Genomic DNA, 18,199 nt, shown 5'->3' on the forward strand with positions numbered 1-18,199 from the left:
GTTTAATTAACGGAAAACCGTCACATTTGTCAGCTTTTCCGGTATAGTGCGCGCCGGTCAATTCTTGGCCGCGTTCAGGTAGTGCAACTCGCTGGGGGGCTTTCCTCGGCAGCCAGTCCGTATAACGGGCTATCCTTGACGATTCAATTATCATACGTTTTCGCAAATCCCCGCCGACACGGCTGCCAGGGTGACCCCAGGGTCTTACACGGCATGCGCAGCTTTGGAGCATGGGTCTTTGCGGATGCACTTAGAGGCAGACCCATGACCCAGGAAATCGGCGGCTTCGCCGCGCTCGGACTTACCCAAAATATTCTCGCAGCCCTGACCGCAGTTGGCTACGAAGAACCTTCTCCGATCCAGCAGCAAGCCATCCCTGTTATTCTCGCCGGCCATGACATGATCGGCCAGGCACAAACCGGTACCGGTAAAACTGCAGCATTCGCGCTGCCATTACTGAGCCGCATCGACCCAGCCAAGCGTGAGCCACAAGCGCTGATTCTCGCGCCGACCCGTGAGCTGGCTTTGCAGGTGGCCACCGCGTTCGAAACCTATTCCAAGCAGATGCCAGGCTTGAATGTCGTTGCCGTCTACGGTGGCGCGCCAATGGGCCCGCAGCTCAAGGCTATCCGTCAGGGGGCGCAGGTTATAGTTGCAACCCCAGGTCGTTTGGTTGACCACCTGCGCCGCGATGAAAAAGTACTTTCGACCATTCAGCACCTGGTGCTCGACGAAGCGGACGAAATGCTCAAGTTGGGCTTCATGGATGATCTGGAAGTGATCTTCCAGGCTATGCCAGAAAGCCGCCAGAGCGTGCTGTTCTCGGCAACCTTGCCACACTCGATCCGCGCCATTGCTGAAAAGCACCTGAAGTCGCCACAGCACATCAAGATTGCTGCCAAGACCCAGACTGTTGCACGTATCGAACAGGCTCACCTGCTGATCCACGCCGACCAGAAAGTAAACGCTGTACTGCGTTTGCTCGAAGTTGAAGAGTTCGATGCCTTGATCGCCTTCGTGCGCACCAAGCAAGCGACCCTGGACCTGGCCAGTGCGTTGGAAGCCAAAGGCTATAAAGCGGCTGCGCTGAACGGTGACATTGCCCAGAACCAGCGTGAGCGTGTTATCGACTCGCTCAAGGATGGCCGCCTGGATATCGTGGTTGCTACCGACGTTGCTGCCCGTGGCCTTGACGTTCCGCGTATCACCCACGTATTCAACGTCGACATGCCGTACGACCCGGAGTCCTATGTACACCGTATCGGCCGTACTGGCCGTGCCGGTCGCGAAGGTCGCGCACTGTTGCTGGTAACGCCGCGCGAGCGCCGCATGCTGCAGGTAATTGAGCGCGTAACCGGGCAGAAGGTCGGTGAAGTCAAACTGCCAAACGCCCAGCAGGTTCTCGATGCCCGCATCAAGAAGTTGACCTCGAGCCTGGCGCCGCTGGTTGCCGATGCCGAAGCAAGCCATGGCGATCTGCTTGACCGCCTGACTGCCGATATCGGCTGCAGCCCGCGTGCGCTGGCAGCCGCACTGTTGCGCAAAGCGACCAACGGCCAGGCACTGACCTTGGCCGATGTCGAGAAAGAGCAGCCTTTGGTTCCGAGCAGCGGTCCACGTGACCGTGGTGATCGTCCTGATCGTGGCGAGCGTCCAGCTCGTGGTGATCGTGAGCGCCGTGCGCCAATGCCTTTGGCTGAGGGCCGTGCTCGTTGCCGTACCGCGCTGGGTGCGCGTGATGGTATCGCTGCGAAAAACCTGCTTGGTGCAATCCTCAACGAGGGTGGCCTGGCGCGTGAAGCCATTGGTCGTATCCAGATTCGCGAGAGCTTCAGCCTGGTTGAGTTGCCGGAAGAGGGCCTCGATCGCCTGCTTGGCAAGCTCAAGGACACTCGCGTCGGTGGCAAGCCGCTCAAGCTGCGTCGTTATCGCGAGGATTAATCCTCAACATAAAAAACCCGCCAAGTGCGGGTTTTTTTATGCCTGTAATTCTCAGCTACAGCCTGCCGGGTTCGTGATTGCAGGCTCAGGTGCTGGTGACTTGTTCCGATGCGTCGGCGGTGTGCTGCTTGATTTCACAGCCCTTGAGTACCAGGCGGGTAATGGTATCGACGGCGGCATCATAATCAGCATCGTCGAGTTTGGCCTTGCCGGTCACGGTGGATATTTGCCAGTCGAAATCTGCATAAGTCTGGGTGGCAGCCCAGATGCTGAATAGCAGGTGGTTGGGGTCGACCTTGGCCATCAGGCCTTGATCAATCCAGCGCTGGATACAGGAAATATTGTGCTTGGCTTGCGCATTGAGCTGTTCGGTCTGGTCGCTGCTCAAGTGTGGCGCGCCGTGCATGATCTCGCTGGCAAAGACTTTGGAGGCAAAGGCAAAGTCGCGTGAGATACGGATTTTCGAGCGAATGTATCCGGTCAGCACTTCAGCCGGTTGGCCTGGCTGGTTGAAGGGCGCAGAGGCTGCCAGCAATGGCTCGATAATGCTTTCGAGCACCTCGCGGTAGAGGTTCTCTTTGGATTTGAAGTAGTAATAGACGTTCGGCTTTGGCAAGCCCGCCTTGGCGGCGATATCACTGGTCTTGGTCGCCGCAAAGCCTTTATCGGCGAATTCTTCGCTGGCAGCTCGCAGAATCAGCTCTTTGTTGCGCTCGCGGATACTGGTCATAAGCCTCTAAATGTCCATGTTGCGCCCGGCCTCGGGCGGCGGTCGGGCATGTTAGCACCGGCGTTGCGACTGGCTCAAGTTGGCTGGTCTAATTGGAATATTCTGACTTTAAAGTCAGGTAATTCTGTACAATGCCCGTCTTATCTGCTTGTATCGTTCGCCTATCTTTAGTGTGTTTCGCTTCAGGGATTTTGGAGGCTTGCTGTGCAAAACGCCCAATTGGTCGATCCCTTTGGTCGGCGCATCACTTATTTGCGGCTGTCGGTTACCGACCGCTGTGATTTTCGCTGCACCTATTGCATGAGCGAAGACATGGTGTTTGCGCCGCGTTCGCAGATCCTTAGCCTCGAAGAACTCTATGCGGTTGCGGATGCCTTTATTGGCCTGGGCGTCAAGCGCATCCGCATCACCGGCGGCGAACCACTGGTGCGCAAGAACCTGCTGGGCCTGCTACAGCGCCTGGGCCAGCGACCGGAGCTTGAGGACCTGGCAATTACCACCAACGGCTCGCAATTGGCCGAACTTGCGCCGCAGTTGCATGCGGCCGGGGTCAATCGGCTTAACGTCAGCCTTGACTCGTTAAGGCCGGATCGCTTCGCCGAGTTCACCCGGCGCGATCGGCTCGAGCAAGTGATTGCCGGGATTGATGTCGCACGCGCGCAAGGGTTCCACAAGATCAAACTCAACTGCGTGGTACAGACAGGCCGCAATGATGATGAGGTGGTTGAACTTGTGGAGTTCGCGGTCGCTCGTGGCCTGGATATCAGTTTTATCGAAGAGATGCCGTTGGGCGCTATCACCTGCCATCAACGCCAGTTGACGTTTTGCTCCAGTGATGAGGTGCGCCAACGTCTGTCATCGCGTTTTGTCCTGAGACGCAGCGCCAAGGTCACGGGCGGGCCGTCGCGCTATTGGCAGGTTGAGGGCAGCCAGACCCAGGTAGGCTTTATTTCCCCACACAGCCATAATTTTTGTAGTGCATGTAATCGGGTCAGGGTCACTGCCGAAGGCAAGCTGGTGCTGTGCCTGGGTAACGAGGGAGCCCTGGATTTAAAACAGCTTATGCGCAACAACCCCGGCAATAGCCAGCTGCTGCGCAATACCTTGCAGGATGCACTCAAGCTAAAGCCCGAGCGGCATCATTTCGCCACTGATGAGCAAGTCCAGGTCGTCAGGTTTATGAGTATGACTGGCGGCTAGCCGTCTCCAGAAAATGCCCTGTGGCACTACCCAAACCAACAACAATAACCAGGAGGGTTGCTGTGAAGCACCGTCACCTCTGCTGCTTGTCGATTTTACTTGTATCTGCCCCTGTTGCCGCGCAGCGCTATGTGGTCGGGGTCGAGGCCCTGTCCTTTGCTCCGCACTACAGCATTGATAAACAGGGCCACTATCAGGGCTTCGCCCGCGAGGTTTTGGACTTGTTCGCCACCAGCAGCGGTATCGAGCTGGAGTATCGCCCATTGCCGGTTAACCAGTTGTTGCCGGCATTGCTGGAAGGACAGGTGGATTTCAAATACCCAGACAGCGATCTCTGGGCGCAGGCGTACAAAGCAGGCAAGACCTTGAGCTACAGCCAGCCAGTGGTTGATTACGTCGATGGTGTATTGGTCGCGCCCGCACGGGTTGGACAGCCGTTGACGGCGTTAAAGCGCTTGTCGATTGTCGAGGGTTGGACGCCTTGGGCCTATGAGCAGCAAGTCGAAAACAAGCAGGTTAGCCTCAGCTACAGCGCCGACTTGCGCAAAATGATCCAGCAAGCCCTGAAGAAGGACACTGACGGTGCCTATTTCAATGTGGTGGTGGCCACGCATTACCTGGACACTATTCGTGCACGGCCTGGGGCTTTGGTGTTTGACCCAAAGCTGCCCCATACACGGGGCAGCTTTGAGCTTTCCAGCATCAAATATCCTGAGTTGATTCAGCGCTTCGATCGCTTTTTGGTCGAGCACAGCGCTGAAGTGGCTGCCCTGAAAGACAAATACCAGGTCGAGGCCAACCTAGACTCTGAATTCATGGGCATGGAGCAATGGAAGGTCGATTTCCTCAAACGCCAAAAGGCCAAGGCAGCTGCGGGCGGATGATTGGTTCGCAGATACAGAAGGCGTGCTAAAGGTTTTAAGCCATGTAGCAGGCGCCCGGGTCCATTCCGGGCGCCTTAGGTTTGCTTACTGCTCGGATTGTACGACACGAATACTGGCGCCATGGCCACGCATCAACAGGTAATGAAACGCTGCGCCGAGCAGGGCGCCGAACAGCCATGAGTAGCCATTGAAAATTTGCAGGCTTGGTACCCAGACAGTGGCGATGGAGAAGATGGAGGCAACGCCAAAGGCGAGCATCGCCTTACGATTCCAGCCACCATCGTAGTAATAGCTTGCACCTTCCTCTGCGCTGAACAGATCTTGCAAATTGAGCCTTTGCTTGCTGATCAGGTAATAGTCGGCAACAAGAATGCCGTAGAGCGGGGCGAGGACTGCGCCCAGGGTATCAACGAAACCGGCAATACCGACCTGGCTGATAAACGAGACCCACAAGGCGCCAATAAAAAACGCAATGGCGGCAGTGATGAAACCACCGGTGCGGGCACTGATGCGGTCAGGTGCCAGGTTGGCGATGTCGTAGGCGGGTGGAATAAAGTTGGCGACCAGGTTGATGCCAACCGTGGCGGCAAAGAAGGTGACAGCGGCGATGATTGTCAGGGTCAGGTTATCGACGCGGGCGATAATGTCGGTCGGATTGGTCAGTGTTTCACCAAAGACCACAACGGTACCGGCTGTGATCACCAGGGCAATCATCGAGAAAATTGCCAGGCTCACCGGCAAGCCAAGGAAGTTGCCCAGGGTCATTTGCTTTTCGGTTTTGACGAAGCGGGCAAAGTCGCCGTAGTTGATAACCACAGCGGCAAAATAAGCCACCATGGTGCCAACGACTGCGGCGAATGCAGCAACCGGTCCGGCTTTGTAGTCACCGGTGCCGCGGAAAATAGTGCTCAGCTCGCTCAGCAGCGATGGGCCGGCTTTGTACCAGATCATGATCATCAAGGCGATCATGACCGCATAGACCAGTGGTCCGGCCCAGTTGAGGAATTTGGTGATCCAGTCGATACCGCGGATAAACAACGCTACTTGAAAGATGCATACAATCACGTACGACAGCCAACCCAATGCTGTCATGCCCAGGAAAGTGCTCTCGTTACCCGTGGCAAATAATGAGTTAAGCAGCAGCGCTACAGCGGTTGAGGCGAAGTAGGTCTGCACTCCATACCAGAAAATGGCGACGATACCGCGCACCACTGCGGGGAAGTTTGCACCACGAACACCCATGCTGGCACGGGCCATTACCGGAAAGGGAATACCGTACTTGACGCTGGGCTTGCCCGTGAGTTGTACCAGCAACATCACGATAAAACCGGCAAGAACGATGCCTGACAATACGGCCCAGCCACTCAGCCCGTATGAGATAAACAAGGTTGCCGCAAGGGTATAGCCAAACAGGCTCTGGATGTCATTGGACCAGACATTGAATATTTCAAAGCTGCCCCATGTTCGCTTGTGGTGTTCCAGCGGGGCCAGGTCTTCGTTGTAGAGGCTAGGTTCGATGTTTTTTATTTTTAGATTTTCATCGGGCATTTGAACGTCCTTTATGCTTCGGTCGATGACTTGAGGTAGTTGGCCTGTATGAGCATGAACTGTGCCGCTTTGTCCGTTAACGCGTGGTGGAAGTCTATCGTTGTACACATTAATGGATACTAGAGGCAACAAAACATGAAAAATTACGTACAAAAACTATATTTTTTGCACACTAATCAGGTCCGGTCAGCTGACATGACTTGGGCGGATGTTAGGGTTTGCAGCACCAAGGCTGTGCGGCGCGCAAAAAAAACGCCCCGATTGGGGCGTTTTTCGAGGGCGAGTTTTAATGGAACGGGAAGATGTAATTGAGCCAGGATGCCATGCGCAGCAGTATCTTGCGCATTATCGCCAGATCCTCCAGGTGCTTGCTGTAGATGGCCGCCTGCGCATATGCGCCACCCGGCATGCGGTCGCGGTACTGATCAAACTTGGGATCGGTAATCTCGATAAATACCGGAACCCGGCCTGGTGGTGGTGCATTGGAATAACGGATCATATCGCCGCTTGGACGGACCTGGCCTTCGCCAATGACCTTGTAGATAGCGCTGACCTTGCCGGAAAAGACCTGTCCCGGAATGCCGTCAAAGGCAATTTCGGCGTCATCACCGACTTCCAGGCGTAGCTGGCTGTTCTGGCGCATCCAGGCGGTGTAGTAACGCTGCTCGTCCGGGATAAAAATCATCGACGGCGATATTGGGAAGCGTGCGGCACGCACTCCCGGGCGCAGCGAGACCTGGGTGACAAAGCCATCCGCTGGTGCACGAACCGTGGTGTGGTCGAGGTTGTACTGGGCTGCCACAATCTGCGCGTTGAGGTCTTCGACACTGGCTCTGGCCAGGTCGAGATTCCGGCGGTTGCCTACATTGCGCTTAACCAGTTCAGCCGCACGATTCTGGTCGGCCCTGGCGGAAACGAGTTGGGCTTTCAGCGAGTCAAGCTTGGCTTGGAAGGGGGTCGAGTCGATGCGGAACAGCACATCGCCCTTTTTCAGCGGTTGATTCGGTTTTACCGGTACCTCGGCAACTATGCCGCTAACTGCCGGGTTTATCGGGGTAGAGACAAAGTACGAGCGTGTGGCCTCGGAGTAGGGGTGGTTGTAGTTCATGGCAAAGATCAGCGAGCCAAGTAGCAATATGCCGCCTAGTACCGCTGTTGGAATCGTCCACTTATTGAGCGGTATCTTGAACACCTTGAAAACTGCAATGCAGAATGCGGCATAGGTCAGGACCATTAATGTTTCCATGATCAGCGCTCCTCGCTCTGATGAGTAGAAGAGGGCTGTTCAGGGGCTGGCACTGAAGTTGTCGTCGCTTCAAGTGCACCTAGGCGCTGCTGTAAATCCGCGACCTGGGCTTCTAGGTGTTCGACATGGTTCTTGGGCGACTGGCCATCAGATAGGCCCCAACCACGGTCTTCGCGATAGAGCATGGCCCAGATCCACAAGAATGGCCAAAGCGCATGCAAGGTGAACAGGCTGACCCAGCCCGTGGCGTGAATGGCGTCTTGATGGGGGTGGTTGCGACTGACTGCAATCTCGTAGGGGATGTCATGCAGCGCGATAATGCCGTAGAACAGCACCACGCCCACAAAAAGAATCAGGCCCAAGGCGACATAGTCAAGCATTTTGCGTCCCTGTAATTGAGTGGTTATTAGGTTGAACTCTCTGCAGCATAACCCTTGGGCAAGCGTCTTGACGGGCGTGCATACCAAGAGTGGCAAGGCGTCTGTCGGCACCAAGTCTGCATCCAAAAGCAGCACTTTTTATTATGCCATCACACGGCATCAAGAATAGGCCAGACAAGCGCCTGTCGTTTGGTTTTGCCCATAAAAAAGGCAACTACGCTGTTGCGTAATTGCCTTTTGGTCGAGCATTGGGTTTTTAGAAGTAGTATTTCACCAAGGCCTGGACAGCTGTCTGGTCGAAGCCATCAGTAGAACCGTCGACCGGCTTGACCCCGTATTTGTTATGCCACATGTTCAACTCGGTACCGATGTATAGCTTGCTTTCCTGGTTGAACAGCGCCTTGCCAGCATCCCACTTGATCTGAATCGATGAGCCGACCGAAGTTTGGGTTCCTGCTTCATCGGATGGCGCGCGCCAATCGACGAAGCCGTCGACCAGGAAGCTTTGATCACCGACAGCAAAGGGGTAGGCGCCTGCAACCGTCAGTTGGGTGGTGTAGCCATTGCTATTGCTGTCGGCAAAGAACACCTGCTTGTTGATCTTTACCCGATACAGGTTGGTCTGGAAGAAGGCAAAACCCGGCACATCCCAATCAAAGCCTAAGCCGTACAGGTAGTTTTCGGTGCCGGGACCACCTTCGCCTTTTTCGTAGGTGAATGCGGCTTTCACGTCCTTAAGCGGGCCCGCAGACAGGTCTTGGCCGCTCAGCCAACTCAGGCTGACACGCGGTGAAAACTCCATGTAGTAGAAGGTGTTGTGTTCCTTTTGTTCGAAGGTGTTATTGCTGAAACTGCCGCGCGACTGGTTGTTATCGGCATTGACGTAGTCGATAAAATAAAAGACATCGCCCCAGACCCAGCCACTGGCGTGTTCAAAGGTAAAGGTGCTCTGCGAGCGTTGTTCTTCGGCGTTGTAGTTCATGCGCTGGAAATTACTGCCGTAGAGGTAGCTGAGGCTGTTGCTTTGCCATAGCAGCAGGTCATCAGCCAGTGCGTTCTGACCGGCGATCAAACCGGCTGTTAGGGCTAGGCCGTGAGGCAGATGCTTCAGGTTCATCAAGTTTTCCTTATTGTTTTTGGACTTAATAACGCATTGCTCCCTGCGCCGTGCCGCAGCCCTTGGCAGGATATGTTCGTGACTATTGACCCTGCGCTGGTTTGGCGAAGACGGTGGCCTCCCATGGCCTCCCATGGCCTCCCATGGCCTGCTGGGCGGTCCCAGGCGCACGCCTTGCAGCACCGTTTGGCTGTAGTCGTGGGCCTGCCAATAGTTCCATGGGATAGCCATGGTCCCCGGCGACCGAAAAGCTGTCCATTCGGTCAAGATAAAGGGACTATAACAATATGTTTACAAGCTGAAAAACAATTTATTTAATTATTGTGCACAAAAAATGAACCGCCGGTCACACAGGCTGACACAGCGGCAGATTTCGATTTTTGAGAGCGGAGCAGCTTATTTGCAATTGCAGGGAGTAGAGCCAGGCAGGCGCCCAGCTCTGAAGGACGGCTAGTGTGCCGTGGCGTGGTGCTTGCCTGATACGCGCTGTGTACCGCCGAGCACATTGAACAGGATATTGAGCGAGACAGCGCTGAGGGTAGCCATTGCGATCCCGCTGTGGGTGATAGAGTCCATCCATTGTGGCAACTGCGCGAATATTTCGGGGCGCACCACTGGAGCCAGGCCCATGCCGATGCTGACCGCGACCAGGAGTTGATTGCGCCGATCCGCTATATCCGCTTCCTGGAGAATCTTGATACCGGTGGCTGCGACCATGCCAAACATGGCCAGGCCCGCGCCGCCGAGCACAGCCGGTGGGATCGAGGCAACCAGATAGGCCGCCTTGGGCAGCAGGCTGAGTATCAGCAGTATCAGTCCGGCAGAAGCGGTGACAAAGCGACTGCGCACACCCGTCATCTGCACGAGGCCTATATTCTGCGCGAACGACGAGTGGGTGAATGTGTTGAAGAATCCGGCAATGAATGATGCGCCTGAATCACAGAGCAAGCCGCGACGCAGCAGTTTCGGTGTGATTTCTACATCCGTGATCTTGCCCAGGGCGATGAACATGCCGGTGGACTCAACGAAGATAATCACCACGACCAGGCACATCGACAAGATTGGCGCCAATTGAAACTCAGGCATGCCAAAGTGCAAGGGTGTCACCACCTGGAACCAGGGGCTTTGTTCCAGTCCGCCAAGGTCAACCATGCCCAGACAGCCGGAGATGATATAGCCCAGGAGCATGCCGATCAGTACCGACACGTTCACCCAGAAACCGCTCATGAAGCGGTTGATCAGCAGGATGGAGAGTAAGACCAGGCCTGCAACTGCAAGGTATTGGAGACCGCCAAATTGCGATGCGGCATTGCCTCCGCCAGCCCAGTTGAGCGCCACGGGGAAGAGCGACAGGCCAATCGAAGTAATCACTGTGCCTGTGACCAGGGCAGGAAAGAAATTGACGATGCGCGACATAAAGGGGGCGATCAGCATGCCAAAGAAACCCGCTGCGATCGTGGCACCGAATATGCCGGTAAGGCCAATGCCGGGCGTACCTGCCATGGCCACCATGCTGCCAACGGCTGCGAAACTGGCACCCATCATCACCGGCATGCGAATACCTGCTGGCCCTATGCCCAGTGACTGAACCAAGGTGGCGATGCCAGCAACAAGCAGGTCTGCATTGATCAGAAAAGCAATTTGCTCACGGGGTAAACCCACGGCCTCACCAATGATCAAGGGCACGGCAACCGCGCCACCGTACATCAACAATACGTGTTGTAGGCTTACCAGTATCATTTGCAGCAGGGGCAGGCGTTGATCGACTGCCGCAACAGCAGGCAGTGGTGATTTCAACTGGGACATGCAAACACCTCAGGCACTTTTATTTTTGTAAGTCGCTGATCAGTCATGCGCGTCGAGCGATGGCTGTTAAGTTTTATGCAAGCAAGGTGGGCGCTCGATAACAGGCCCTGGATACAAAAATGCCGCACCCTTGCAGGTGCGGCATTGGTGTTGATTAGTTGATCTGGGCGCCGTCGGCGATCCATTTACCAATCAGGTCACGCTCTTGCTGGGTCATCTGTGTGATGTTGCCCAGTGGCATGGTTTGGGTGGCGACCGCTTGTGCCTGGATACGTGCAGCCATTTGCTGGATCTGGGCCGGTGTATCAAACATTACGCCTGCCGGCGCTGCGCTGAACATCGGGCTGCTCGGTTTGGCTGAGTGGCAAACGGTGCAGCGGGTCTGGATGACACTATCGACCTGTTCGAAACTATCGCTCCCGCTGGCTCCAGTTGTATCAGCGCTGGCCTGAGCGGGTTCGCTAGAAGCCTGCTCGGGTTGGTTGCGTGCATTTTTATCAGCGCCTGGGCCGGGCTTGGCAGTGCCTGGCAGCGGTGCGTATTTGATCGCGGCATGGTTGCTGGCAACAGTGCTGGTCGGCTGTGAAGCCGGACCTGTTACATAGGCCAGGCAGATCATCGCCAGCGCGCCGGCGGGCAGTGCCCAGGCAAACCTGTTGCTGTTGTGGCGAGTGTTGAAGTAATGACGAATCAACACGGCGGCGATCGCAATACCCGCCAGGATCAGCCAGTTGTAGCTGCTGCCGTAGGTGCTCGGGAAGTGGTTGCTGATCATGATGAACAGCACCGGCAGGGTGAAGTAGTTGTTGTGGCGCGAGCGCAGCAGGCCTTTGGCAGGCAATGCCGGATCTGGCGTGCTGCCTTCCTCAATGGCTTTAACCAGTGCACGCTGTGCGGGCATGATGGTGCGGAATACGTTACCGACCATGATGGTGCCGATGATCGCGCCGACATGAATATAGGCGCCACGACCGCTGAACACCTGGCTCAGGCCAAATGCCGCACCAACCAGCAGGACAAACAGCACCAGGCCGAGCAGGGCAGGTTTTTTGCCCAGGGCCGAGTCACACAGAATGTCGTAGACGAACCAGCCCGTGATCAGCGAGCCGATCCCGATGGCAATGGCTGCGGCAGGTGTCAGGTCGCTGCCTGGAGCAATCAGGTAAAGCGATGGGTTGAGGTAGTAAACGATCATCAACAAGGTGACGCCGGACATCCAGGTCCAGTAGGCCTCCCATTTGAACCAATGCAGGTTTTCCGGCATTTTTGGGGGCGCCAGCTTGTACTTTTCCAGATGGTAGATTCCGCCACCGTGAATGGCCCATAAGTCGCCGGAAAGGCCGTCTTTGGGGTTTACGCGGTTAAGGTTGTTTTCCAGCCAGACGAAATAGAAGGATGCGCCGATCCAGGCGATACCGACGATCATATGAACCCAGCGCACGCTCAGGTTCAGCCATTCAATCAAATGTGCTTCCACAGTCTTTACCTCTTTCCCAGTGCCCTGTATCGGGTCCCCTGGGCTTCTCTTATTGGTGGGGGTCGAGGAGCAGTTGGGCATCCTCGGTAAAGAAGTACTCATCACAGTTGTTACCAGAACCACTGCGATCAACCACCAGGAAGTCATCCCGCTTTTCGATCGTAAGCACCGGATGGTGCCAAACGCCGCGATGGTAATTAATGCCCTGTTTTCCGTTACTGCGGAAAGCACGGACAAGCTCTGATTCAGGTGCATCGCCAACTGGCGCGACCACGATCAGAAAGGGGTTGCCGAGCAGCGGTATAAACGCCTGGCTGCCCTGCGGATGGCGCTCCAACATGCGCAGGGTCAGCGGCATCTCTAACGCTTCAGCGCTGAAAATGCTGATGATCGCCTTATCTTCTGGCTGTGCGGTCTCGACTGTGGCCAGTTTGTGATAGCGGCGAGTTGACCCGTTATTGATCATGAAATACTCGCTGCCTTCGGTCTCGATGACATCGCCAAAGGGGGCGAATGCTTCTTTGCTTAAAGGCTCGATGATCAGTTTACGCATGACGGTCATTCTCTTGTCTGGGAGTCGCTGCTGGCTGCGACTCCACATAATTATTATTTAGAGCGGGCAGGGCATTGCGGCCCTGCCGGTCAAACTATGCTTGTTGCCTGTGCTTACTTGCTCACTTTGCCGAACAGGCGCAGGCGGCTGATGCCACCGTCCGGGAATACATTCACACGCACGTGTGTCAGGGTGCCCAATGCCTTGATCTGTTCTTTGAACTCGTGTTCGGCGTGCATTTGCAGTTTTTGGCTAGGCAGCAGTTCGCGCCAGAACAGGCTCTGGGTTTCGATCTGGCTGTCGGTACCGCCTTTGACGAATGCGCCCTGGATCGAACAGCTATCCGGGTAGTTGCCCTTGAAGTGCAGGGTGTCGACGACAATACGCTCGATTTCACCTGGGGCGCCCAATGCAACGATAACCCAGTCATTACCCGGCGTACGGCGACGGGCGGTTTCCCAGCCATCGCCCATGTTGATGCCGCGGCCTGGGTTGAGGATGTTGCTCATGCGACCAAAGTGTTCATCGGAGCAAGCCAGAGCACGGCCGCCATTCAATGCGGCTGCCAAGTCCACTTCTTCGTTATCGCCCACAGCGCTCCAGTCGCGGAACGGAATGCCGTGTACGCGCAGGCGAGCGACACCGCCGTCCGGGTAGATGTTGAAGCGCAGGTGGGTGAATGCCTGTGCATTGTCGATTTCGTGGTAGTGGTGGCTATTGCCTTGAAGCTCGACGGCGCCAAGGACTTCGGTCCACTCGGTATTGTCGGTCGGGTCGCCTTCGGCAACGAAACAGGCCTCAAGCGAAGCTGAAGGTGGGAAGTTACCCGTGAAGAAGCTGGTGTCGATATCAACGCCTTTGATCGAACCTGGAACGCCCAGGCGGATCACGGCGCTGTCATAGCCTTCAAAGCGCTTGCGACGCGACTCCCAGCCGTCCATCCACTTGCCGTTATCATCGAAAACGCCCTCCTTCCATACGGCCGGGGTCGGCTGGAACAGGCGGTTGACGTCGGCGAACCAGTCATCGGTTACCGAGATAGCCTTGGTTCCCAGGCGGGCGTCGGCGAGGTTGACGTATTTTTCGAAGGGTACGGCATAAGCTTTCATGGATGTCTGCCTTGTATGAGGGCGTAGGAGAATAATCACGTTGCTGTTTGCAGAGTTCTCCGGTCGGAGCTAGAGCTGCTGCAAGCGGAACAGCGCGATCTTGTTGATTTCAGCCAGAGCGCGGGCAAATTCCTGCTCCGGGGAGTTATTCAATCGCTCCTCGAAGGCTGCCAGGATCTGGTGACGGTTACTGCCTTTTACCGCCATGATAAAGATAAAGCCGAACTTGGCCTTGTAGGCGTCGTTAAGCTCAGTAAAGCGGGCAAACTCTTCGGCGGTACAATCCTGGATGCCCGCTCCAGCCTGCTCTGAAGTAGAGGAGGCGGTCAGCTCACCTTGAATTGCGGCTTTACCAGCCAAATCAGGGTGAGCATTTATCAGGTTCAACTGTTGTTCGCGGCTGGCGCTGAGCAATATATCCGCCATGCGCTGCTGCAGGGCTTCAATGTCATCCAGCGTCTCATCGGCGCCGAGGTCATAAGCTTTTTCGGCAACCCAGGGTGAGTGCTCATAAATATCAGCGAAGGCACTGACGAACGCTTCGCGGCTTAGCTGTGAAGGGGTCAGGGTCTGAAAGCGGCTCATTAAGCGTGCTCCTGCTTGAATGGATGAGTGGCATGCCAGTGGCGCGCTATGTCTACGCGGCGGGTGATCCAGACTTTGTCGTGGCTCTTGACGTATTCAATAAAGCGCGCCAGTGCTGCCAGCCGCGCCGGACGACCCAGCAAGCGGCAATGCATGCCGATTGAGAGCATTTTTGGTGCGCCTTCTACGCCTTCTGCATAGAGCACATCGAATGCGTCCTTGAGGTATTCGAAGAAGTCGTCACCCTTGTTGAAGCCCTGCACCTGGGTGAACCGCATGTCATTGGTGTCCAGGGTGTACGGGATGACCAGATGAGGCTTTTGCTCGGTGCTGGCTGGATCCCAGTAGGGCAGGTCATCGTCGTAGGTGTCGGAGTCGTAGAGGAAGTTGCCTTCTTCCATGACGATTCGGCGGGTATTGGGGCCTGTACGACCGGTGTACCAGCCATATGGACGCTCGCCCGTGATCTCGGTGAGGATGCGGATGGCTTCGAGCATATGCTCGCGCTCTTGCGCCTCATCCATATATTGATAGTCGATCCAGCGGTAGCCGTGGCTGCAGATTTCGTGGCCTGCTGCGACCATGGCCTTGATCACATCGGGGTGACGCTCTGCAGCCATGGCCACAGCAAAGATGGTCAGAGGGATCTCGTGTTTGGCAAACAGCTTGAGCAGGCGCCATACACCTGCACGGCTGCCGTACTCATACAGCGACTCCATGCTCATGTTGCGCTCGCCTTGCAGCGGTTGAGCCGAAACCATCTCCGATAGAAAAGCTTCAGATTCCTTGTCGCCATGCAGAATGTTGCGCTCGCCGCCTTCCTCGTAATTAAGGACAAAGGACAAGGCGATGCGGGCATCATTCGGCCACTGCGGATGCGGTGGGTTGTTGGCGTAACCGATCAGGTCGCGTGGGTATTCAGCGCTCACTGCAGTCTTCCTTCTCAATGTGTTGCGACCGCTATATGCAGATATCAGGGATGCGGTCGGGTTGTGCAATTGTATACAAAGTGTATCGCATTTTGTAAATCTAAAATTTCACTATTTTTAGTGATGATTCAAAAGCAAGAAACTTGCCTGATTGGTCAGGTCATGTCGCTGAAAGGTTCTTTGTTTGGGCGAAAGGCCGTTTTTGGAAAAATATTGCACTGGGCGTTGGCTCAGCGTAAAACCTACAATATTGTGTACAATTTTAGATAAAAGTGTCGCAAATAAATTTTTACATGCTATTCTCAGCCCATCACAAGGCGTTGTCGCCTTGCACTACGGCCGATAAACATCAGAAAGGAGGTGCGGTTTTTACCTGTAATCCCTTGCGGATCAGTGTGGGAACCCTAGCCAAATGGGAAGACTGACAACTCACGTACTCGATGCTGCACATGGCTGCCCTGGAAGCGATCTGAAAATTGAATTGTTTCGTGTTGAGGGGGCTCAGCTGGAGCTGCTGACAACCGTGCAAACCAATAGCGATGGTCGCTGTGATGCGCCTGTCCTGCAGGGCGACGATTACCGCACCGGGGTTTATCAACTGCACTTCCATGCAGGCGATTATTACCGTGCGCGGGGCGTCAAGCTGGCTGATCAGGCCTTTCTGGATGTCGTTGTTCTACGTTTTGGTGTCGATGCTGAGCAAGAGCACTATCACGTACCTCTGCTAATTTCGCCCTACAGCTATTCAACCTATCGCGGCAGCTAGCCTGGGTTCGATAGATCACGATTTACCCGAATGCTTGTCACCCTCAGACTCGATAGAAGAGTCCTTGCCCGTACCACACTGCGGGCTTTTTTTTGCCTGAAATCCAGCACTTATCTTGATCATGCGCGGCTTAGGTCAGTCCAGGTCCGGGTCAATGAGATTTTGCGACCGATGATTTATACTGCATGCCTGACTCAAAAGAGGTATTGGTCCGATGCGCCATTGATGCCGCCGTCTGTTTGACGGCCAACTTCCAGCCCGGCTAGGCATATAGCGGGGGAGTTTCTGGCATCCATAAATGGGGGCGCATATGACCCACACCTATCTCACGCTCGACAGCGTTTCTTACACCTTGCCCGATGGGCGAACCATTTTCAGTGATCTCAGTGTGCAACTTGACCTGCGCAAAACGGCCTTGGTTGGCCGCAACGGCGTAGGTAAAAGCCTGCTGGGCAAGATTATCGCCGGGCAACTCGTTGCGACTTCAGGTCGATGTTTTCGGTCGGGGCGAGTGTTTTATCTGGCGCAGCAAATATCTACCTCCAAACACACCTGTGTAGCTGAGTTGGCGGGTGTTAAAGGCATTATCGATGCGCTGCAACGCATTGCTGCGGGCAGTGTTGATCCTTGTGACTTTGATGCCGTGGGCGAGCGCTGGAACATAAGCCAGCAACTCGAAGCCGAGCTTGGCGCCCAAGGCTTGGGGCATATTGCCATTGACCGGCCTGTTGCCAGCTTGAGTGGCGGGGAAGTCATGCGCATTGCCCTGGTCGGCGCTTATTTGGCGGACGTCGAATTCCTAGTGCTCGATGAGCCGAGCAATCACCTTGATCGCGAAGGTCGCCAGCTATTGATCGAGCAATTACAGGCCTGGCCCAAAGGCTTGCTGGTAATCAGTCATGATCGTGAATTGCTGGCCAGCATGGAACGGGTGGTTGAGTTGTCCTCATTAGGGCTGCGCAGCTATGGCGGAGGCTTTTCTTTCTATCAACAATGCAGGGCGCAAGAGCATGAGCAGGCCCAAGCGTATCTGGCCAAATGCAAACTCCAGCGCAAACATGCAGTACAGAAACAACGCTGTATTCAAGCGCGAGCCGAACGCCAAAACGCCCGCGCAAGCAGCCAGGCCAGCAGTGCCAACCAGGCGAAGATTCTCCTGGGGCGTGCCAGGCAACGTAGCGAGGTCAGCAATGGCAAGCAGCTTAAACTGCAGGGTGTGCAGCGTGAGCAGTTGTCACAGCAGGTCAAGCAGGCGGCACAACAGGTTGAGCAAGCAGCCGAGATTAGCATGCAGGCACCAGGTGCGGGGCAAGGGCATCAGGCACGACTGGTGGAATTGGAGCACTTGGAGTTGCCCTTTGTCGCACCGGCTGCACGTACCCTGAGCCTGGTGTTGAATAATACCCAGCGGGTCGCGATCACCGGGCCCAATGGCTGTGGTAAATCGACTTTGCTCAAGGTCATGGCCGGTCTTGTGCAACCCTTGGCTGGAGCATGCAAAATAAGCGGTGCATTTGCCTACCTGGATCAACAGTTGCTCGGCTCCAGTCCTGAAAAATCGGCACTTGAGCAACTACGAGCGGTCAATACCGGGCTTGATCAAAGTGAGTTGCGTACGCGATTGGCTCAATTGGGCCTTGAGGCGGATGCGGTGATGCAACCGAGCGGATGCCTGAGTGGCGGTGAGCGTCTGAAGGTTGCCCTGGCGTGTGCACTCTATGCCGATGTTCCGGCGCAACTGTTGCTGCTGGATGAACCCAGTAATCACCTGGACCTTGTTTCGCTACAAGCCCTTGAGCAAACGCTTTGCGCGTATCGTGGCGGATTAATGGTGGTGTCGCACGATGAGGTATTTCTGCAGCAGCTGCAATTAACCCACCGCCTGGCGCCGGACTCCGCTGGCTGGACGCTAGCGCCTTGGTAGCGGC

At 55.5% G+C, this 18,199-nt stretch carries 16 protein-coding genes; 5 read left to right on the top strand and 11 right to left on the bottom strand.

What is annotated here, in order from left to right; genetic code table 11:
• Window positions 1-264: 264 nt before the first annotated feature.
• Window positions 265-1,941, top strand: a complete 1,677-nt coding sequence (locus CHB79_RS17220) for a DEAD/DEAH box helicase (RefSeq protein ID WP_010488754.1) — start codon at window positions 265-267, stop codon at window positions 1,939-1,941.
• An 85-nt stretch (window positions 1,942-2,026) separates the two neighbouring features.
• Here CHB79_RS17220 and CHB79_RS17225 read toward each other — a convergent pair whose 3' ends face one another.
• Window positions 2,027-2,671: a TetR/AcrR family transcriptional regulator gene (locus tag CHB79_RS17225; protein ID WP_010488751.1), complete on the bottom strand. Its 645-nt coding sequence runs from the start codon at window positions 2,669-2,671 to the stop codon at window positions 2,027-2,029.
• A gap of 204 nt (window positions 2,672-2,875) precedes the next feature.
• Between CHB79_RS17225 and moaA the strand changes: the two genes are divergently transcribed.
• Both moaA and CHB79_RS17235 read left to right on the top strand, forming a co-directional pair.
• Complete coding sequence (gene moaA / locus CHB79_RS17230) at window positions 2,876-3,871, top strand: GTP 3',8-cyclase MoaA (protein WP_089360791.1); 996 nt, start codon at window positions 2,876-2,878, stop codon at window positions 3,869-3,871.
• A 62-nt stretch (window positions 3,872-3,933) separates the two neighbouring features.
• Complete coding sequence (locus CHB79_RS17235) at window positions 3,934-4,755, top strand: transporter substrate-binding domain-containing protein (RefSeq protein WP_089360792.1); 822 nt, start codon at window positions 3,934-3,936, stop codon at window positions 4,753-4,755.
• 84 nt (window positions 4,756-4,839) lie between these two features.
• On the opposite strand, the gene CHB79_RS17240 is transcribed toward CHB79_RS17235, so the two are convergent.
• The 10 genes from CHB79_RS17240 to puuE form a co-directional block, all read right to left on the bottom strand.
• Window positions 4,840-6,303, bottom strand: a complete 1,464-nt coding sequence (locus CHB79_RS17240; RefSeq protein ID WP_089360793.1) for an NCS1 family nucleobase:cation symporter-1 — start codon at window positions 6,301-6,303, stop codon at window positions 4,840-4,842.
• 286 nt (window positions 6,304-6,589) lie between these two features.
• The gene (locus tag CHB79_RS17245; protein ID WP_010488740.1) at window positions 6,590-7,549 is read right to left on the bottom strand and encodes an HlyD family secretion protein; all 960 of its coding nucleotides are present in this window, start codon (window positions 7,547-7,549) and stop codon (window positions 6,590-6,592) included.
• A 2-nt stretch (window positions 7,550-7,551) separates the two neighbouring features.
• Entirely contained in the window at window positions 7,552-7,929 is a 378-nt protein-coding gene (locus CHB79_RS17250) for a DUF3302 domain-containing protein (RefSeq protein WP_089360794.1), read from the bottom strand.
• Between the two features lie 256 nt (window positions 7,930-8,185).
• Window positions 8,186-9,046, bottom strand: a complete 861-nt coding sequence (locus CHB79_RS17255; protein WP_089360795.1) for an outer membrane protein OmpK — start codon at window positions 9,044-9,046, stop codon at window positions 8,186-8,188.
• A 450-nt stretch (window positions 9,047-9,496) separates the two neighbouring features.
• Window positions 9,497-10,852, bottom strand: coding sequence for a nucleobase:cation symporter-2 family protein (locus tag CHB79_RS17260; RefSeq protein WP_010488734.1), 1,356 nt, complete (start codon window positions 10,850-10,852; stop codon window positions 9,497-9,499).
• Between the two features lie 154 nt (window positions 10,853-11,006).
• Window positions 11,007-12,329, bottom strand: coding sequence for a urate hydroxylase PuuD (locus tag CHB79_RS17265; protein ID WP_010488732.1), 1,323 nt, complete (start codon window positions 12,327-12,329; stop codon window positions 11,007-11,009).
• Between the two features lie 49 nt (window positions 12,330-12,378).
• Window positions 12,379-12,882 carry an ureidoglycolate lyase gene (locus CHB79_RS17270; protein WP_010488730.1) on the bottom strand — a complete coding sequence of 168 codons (504 nt, stop codon included), beginning with the start codon at window positions 12,880-12,882 and terminating at the stop codon, window positions 12,379-12,381.
• 113 nt (window positions 12,883-12,995) lie between these two features.
• A complete protein-coding gene (gene alc, locus CHB79_RS17275; protein ID WP_010488728.1) occupies window positions 12,996-13,991 on the bottom strand; it encodes an allantoicase in 996 nt (331 codons plus the stop codon).
• A 69-nt stretch (window positions 13,992-14,060) separates the two neighbouring features.
• Complete coding sequence (gene uraD / locus CHB79_RS17280) at window positions 14,061-14,576, bottom strand: 2-oxo-4-hydroxy-4-carboxy-5-ureidoimidazoline decarboxylase (protein WP_089360796.1); 516 nt, start codon at window positions 14,574-14,576, stop codon at window positions 14,061-14,063.
• Window positions 14,576-15,505, bottom strand: coding sequence for an allantoinase PuuE (gene puuE / locus CHB79_RS17285; protein ID WP_010488724.1), 930 nt, complete (start codon window positions 15,503-15,505; stop codon window positions 14,576-14,578). Before puuE ends, uraD begins: the two co-directional genes overlap by 1 nt.
• A 412-nt stretch (window positions 15,506-15,917) precedes the next feature.
• Here puuE and uraH point away from each other — a divergent pair, with 412 nt between their 5' ends.
• Together uraH and CHB79_RS17295 are read left to right on the top strand one after the other, a co-directional pair.
• On the top strand, window positions 15,918-16,271 hold the full coding sequence (gene uraH / locus CHB79_RS17290) for a hydroxyisourate hydrolase (protein WP_010488723.1): 354 nt from the start codon (window positions 15,918-15,920) through the stop codon (window positions 16,269-16,271).
• Window positions 16,272-16,581: 310 nt separating this feature from the next.
• Window positions 16,582-18,195 carry an ABC-F family ATP-binding cassette domain-containing protein gene (locus CHB79_RS17295; protein WP_176443211.1) on the top strand — a complete coding sequence of 538 codons (1,614 nt, stop codon included), beginning with the start codon at window positions 16,582-16,584 and terminating at the stop codon, window positions 18,193-18,195.
• The last annotated feature ends 4 nt before the right edge of the window (window positions 18,196-18,199 follow it).

This window comes from Pseudomonas segetis (genome assembly GCF_900188155.1).
In the GTDB taxonomy this organism is placed as follows: domain Bacteria; phylum Pseudomonadota; class Gammaproteobacteria; order Pseudomonadales; family Pseudomonadaceae; genus Aquipseudomonas; species Aquipseudomonas segetis.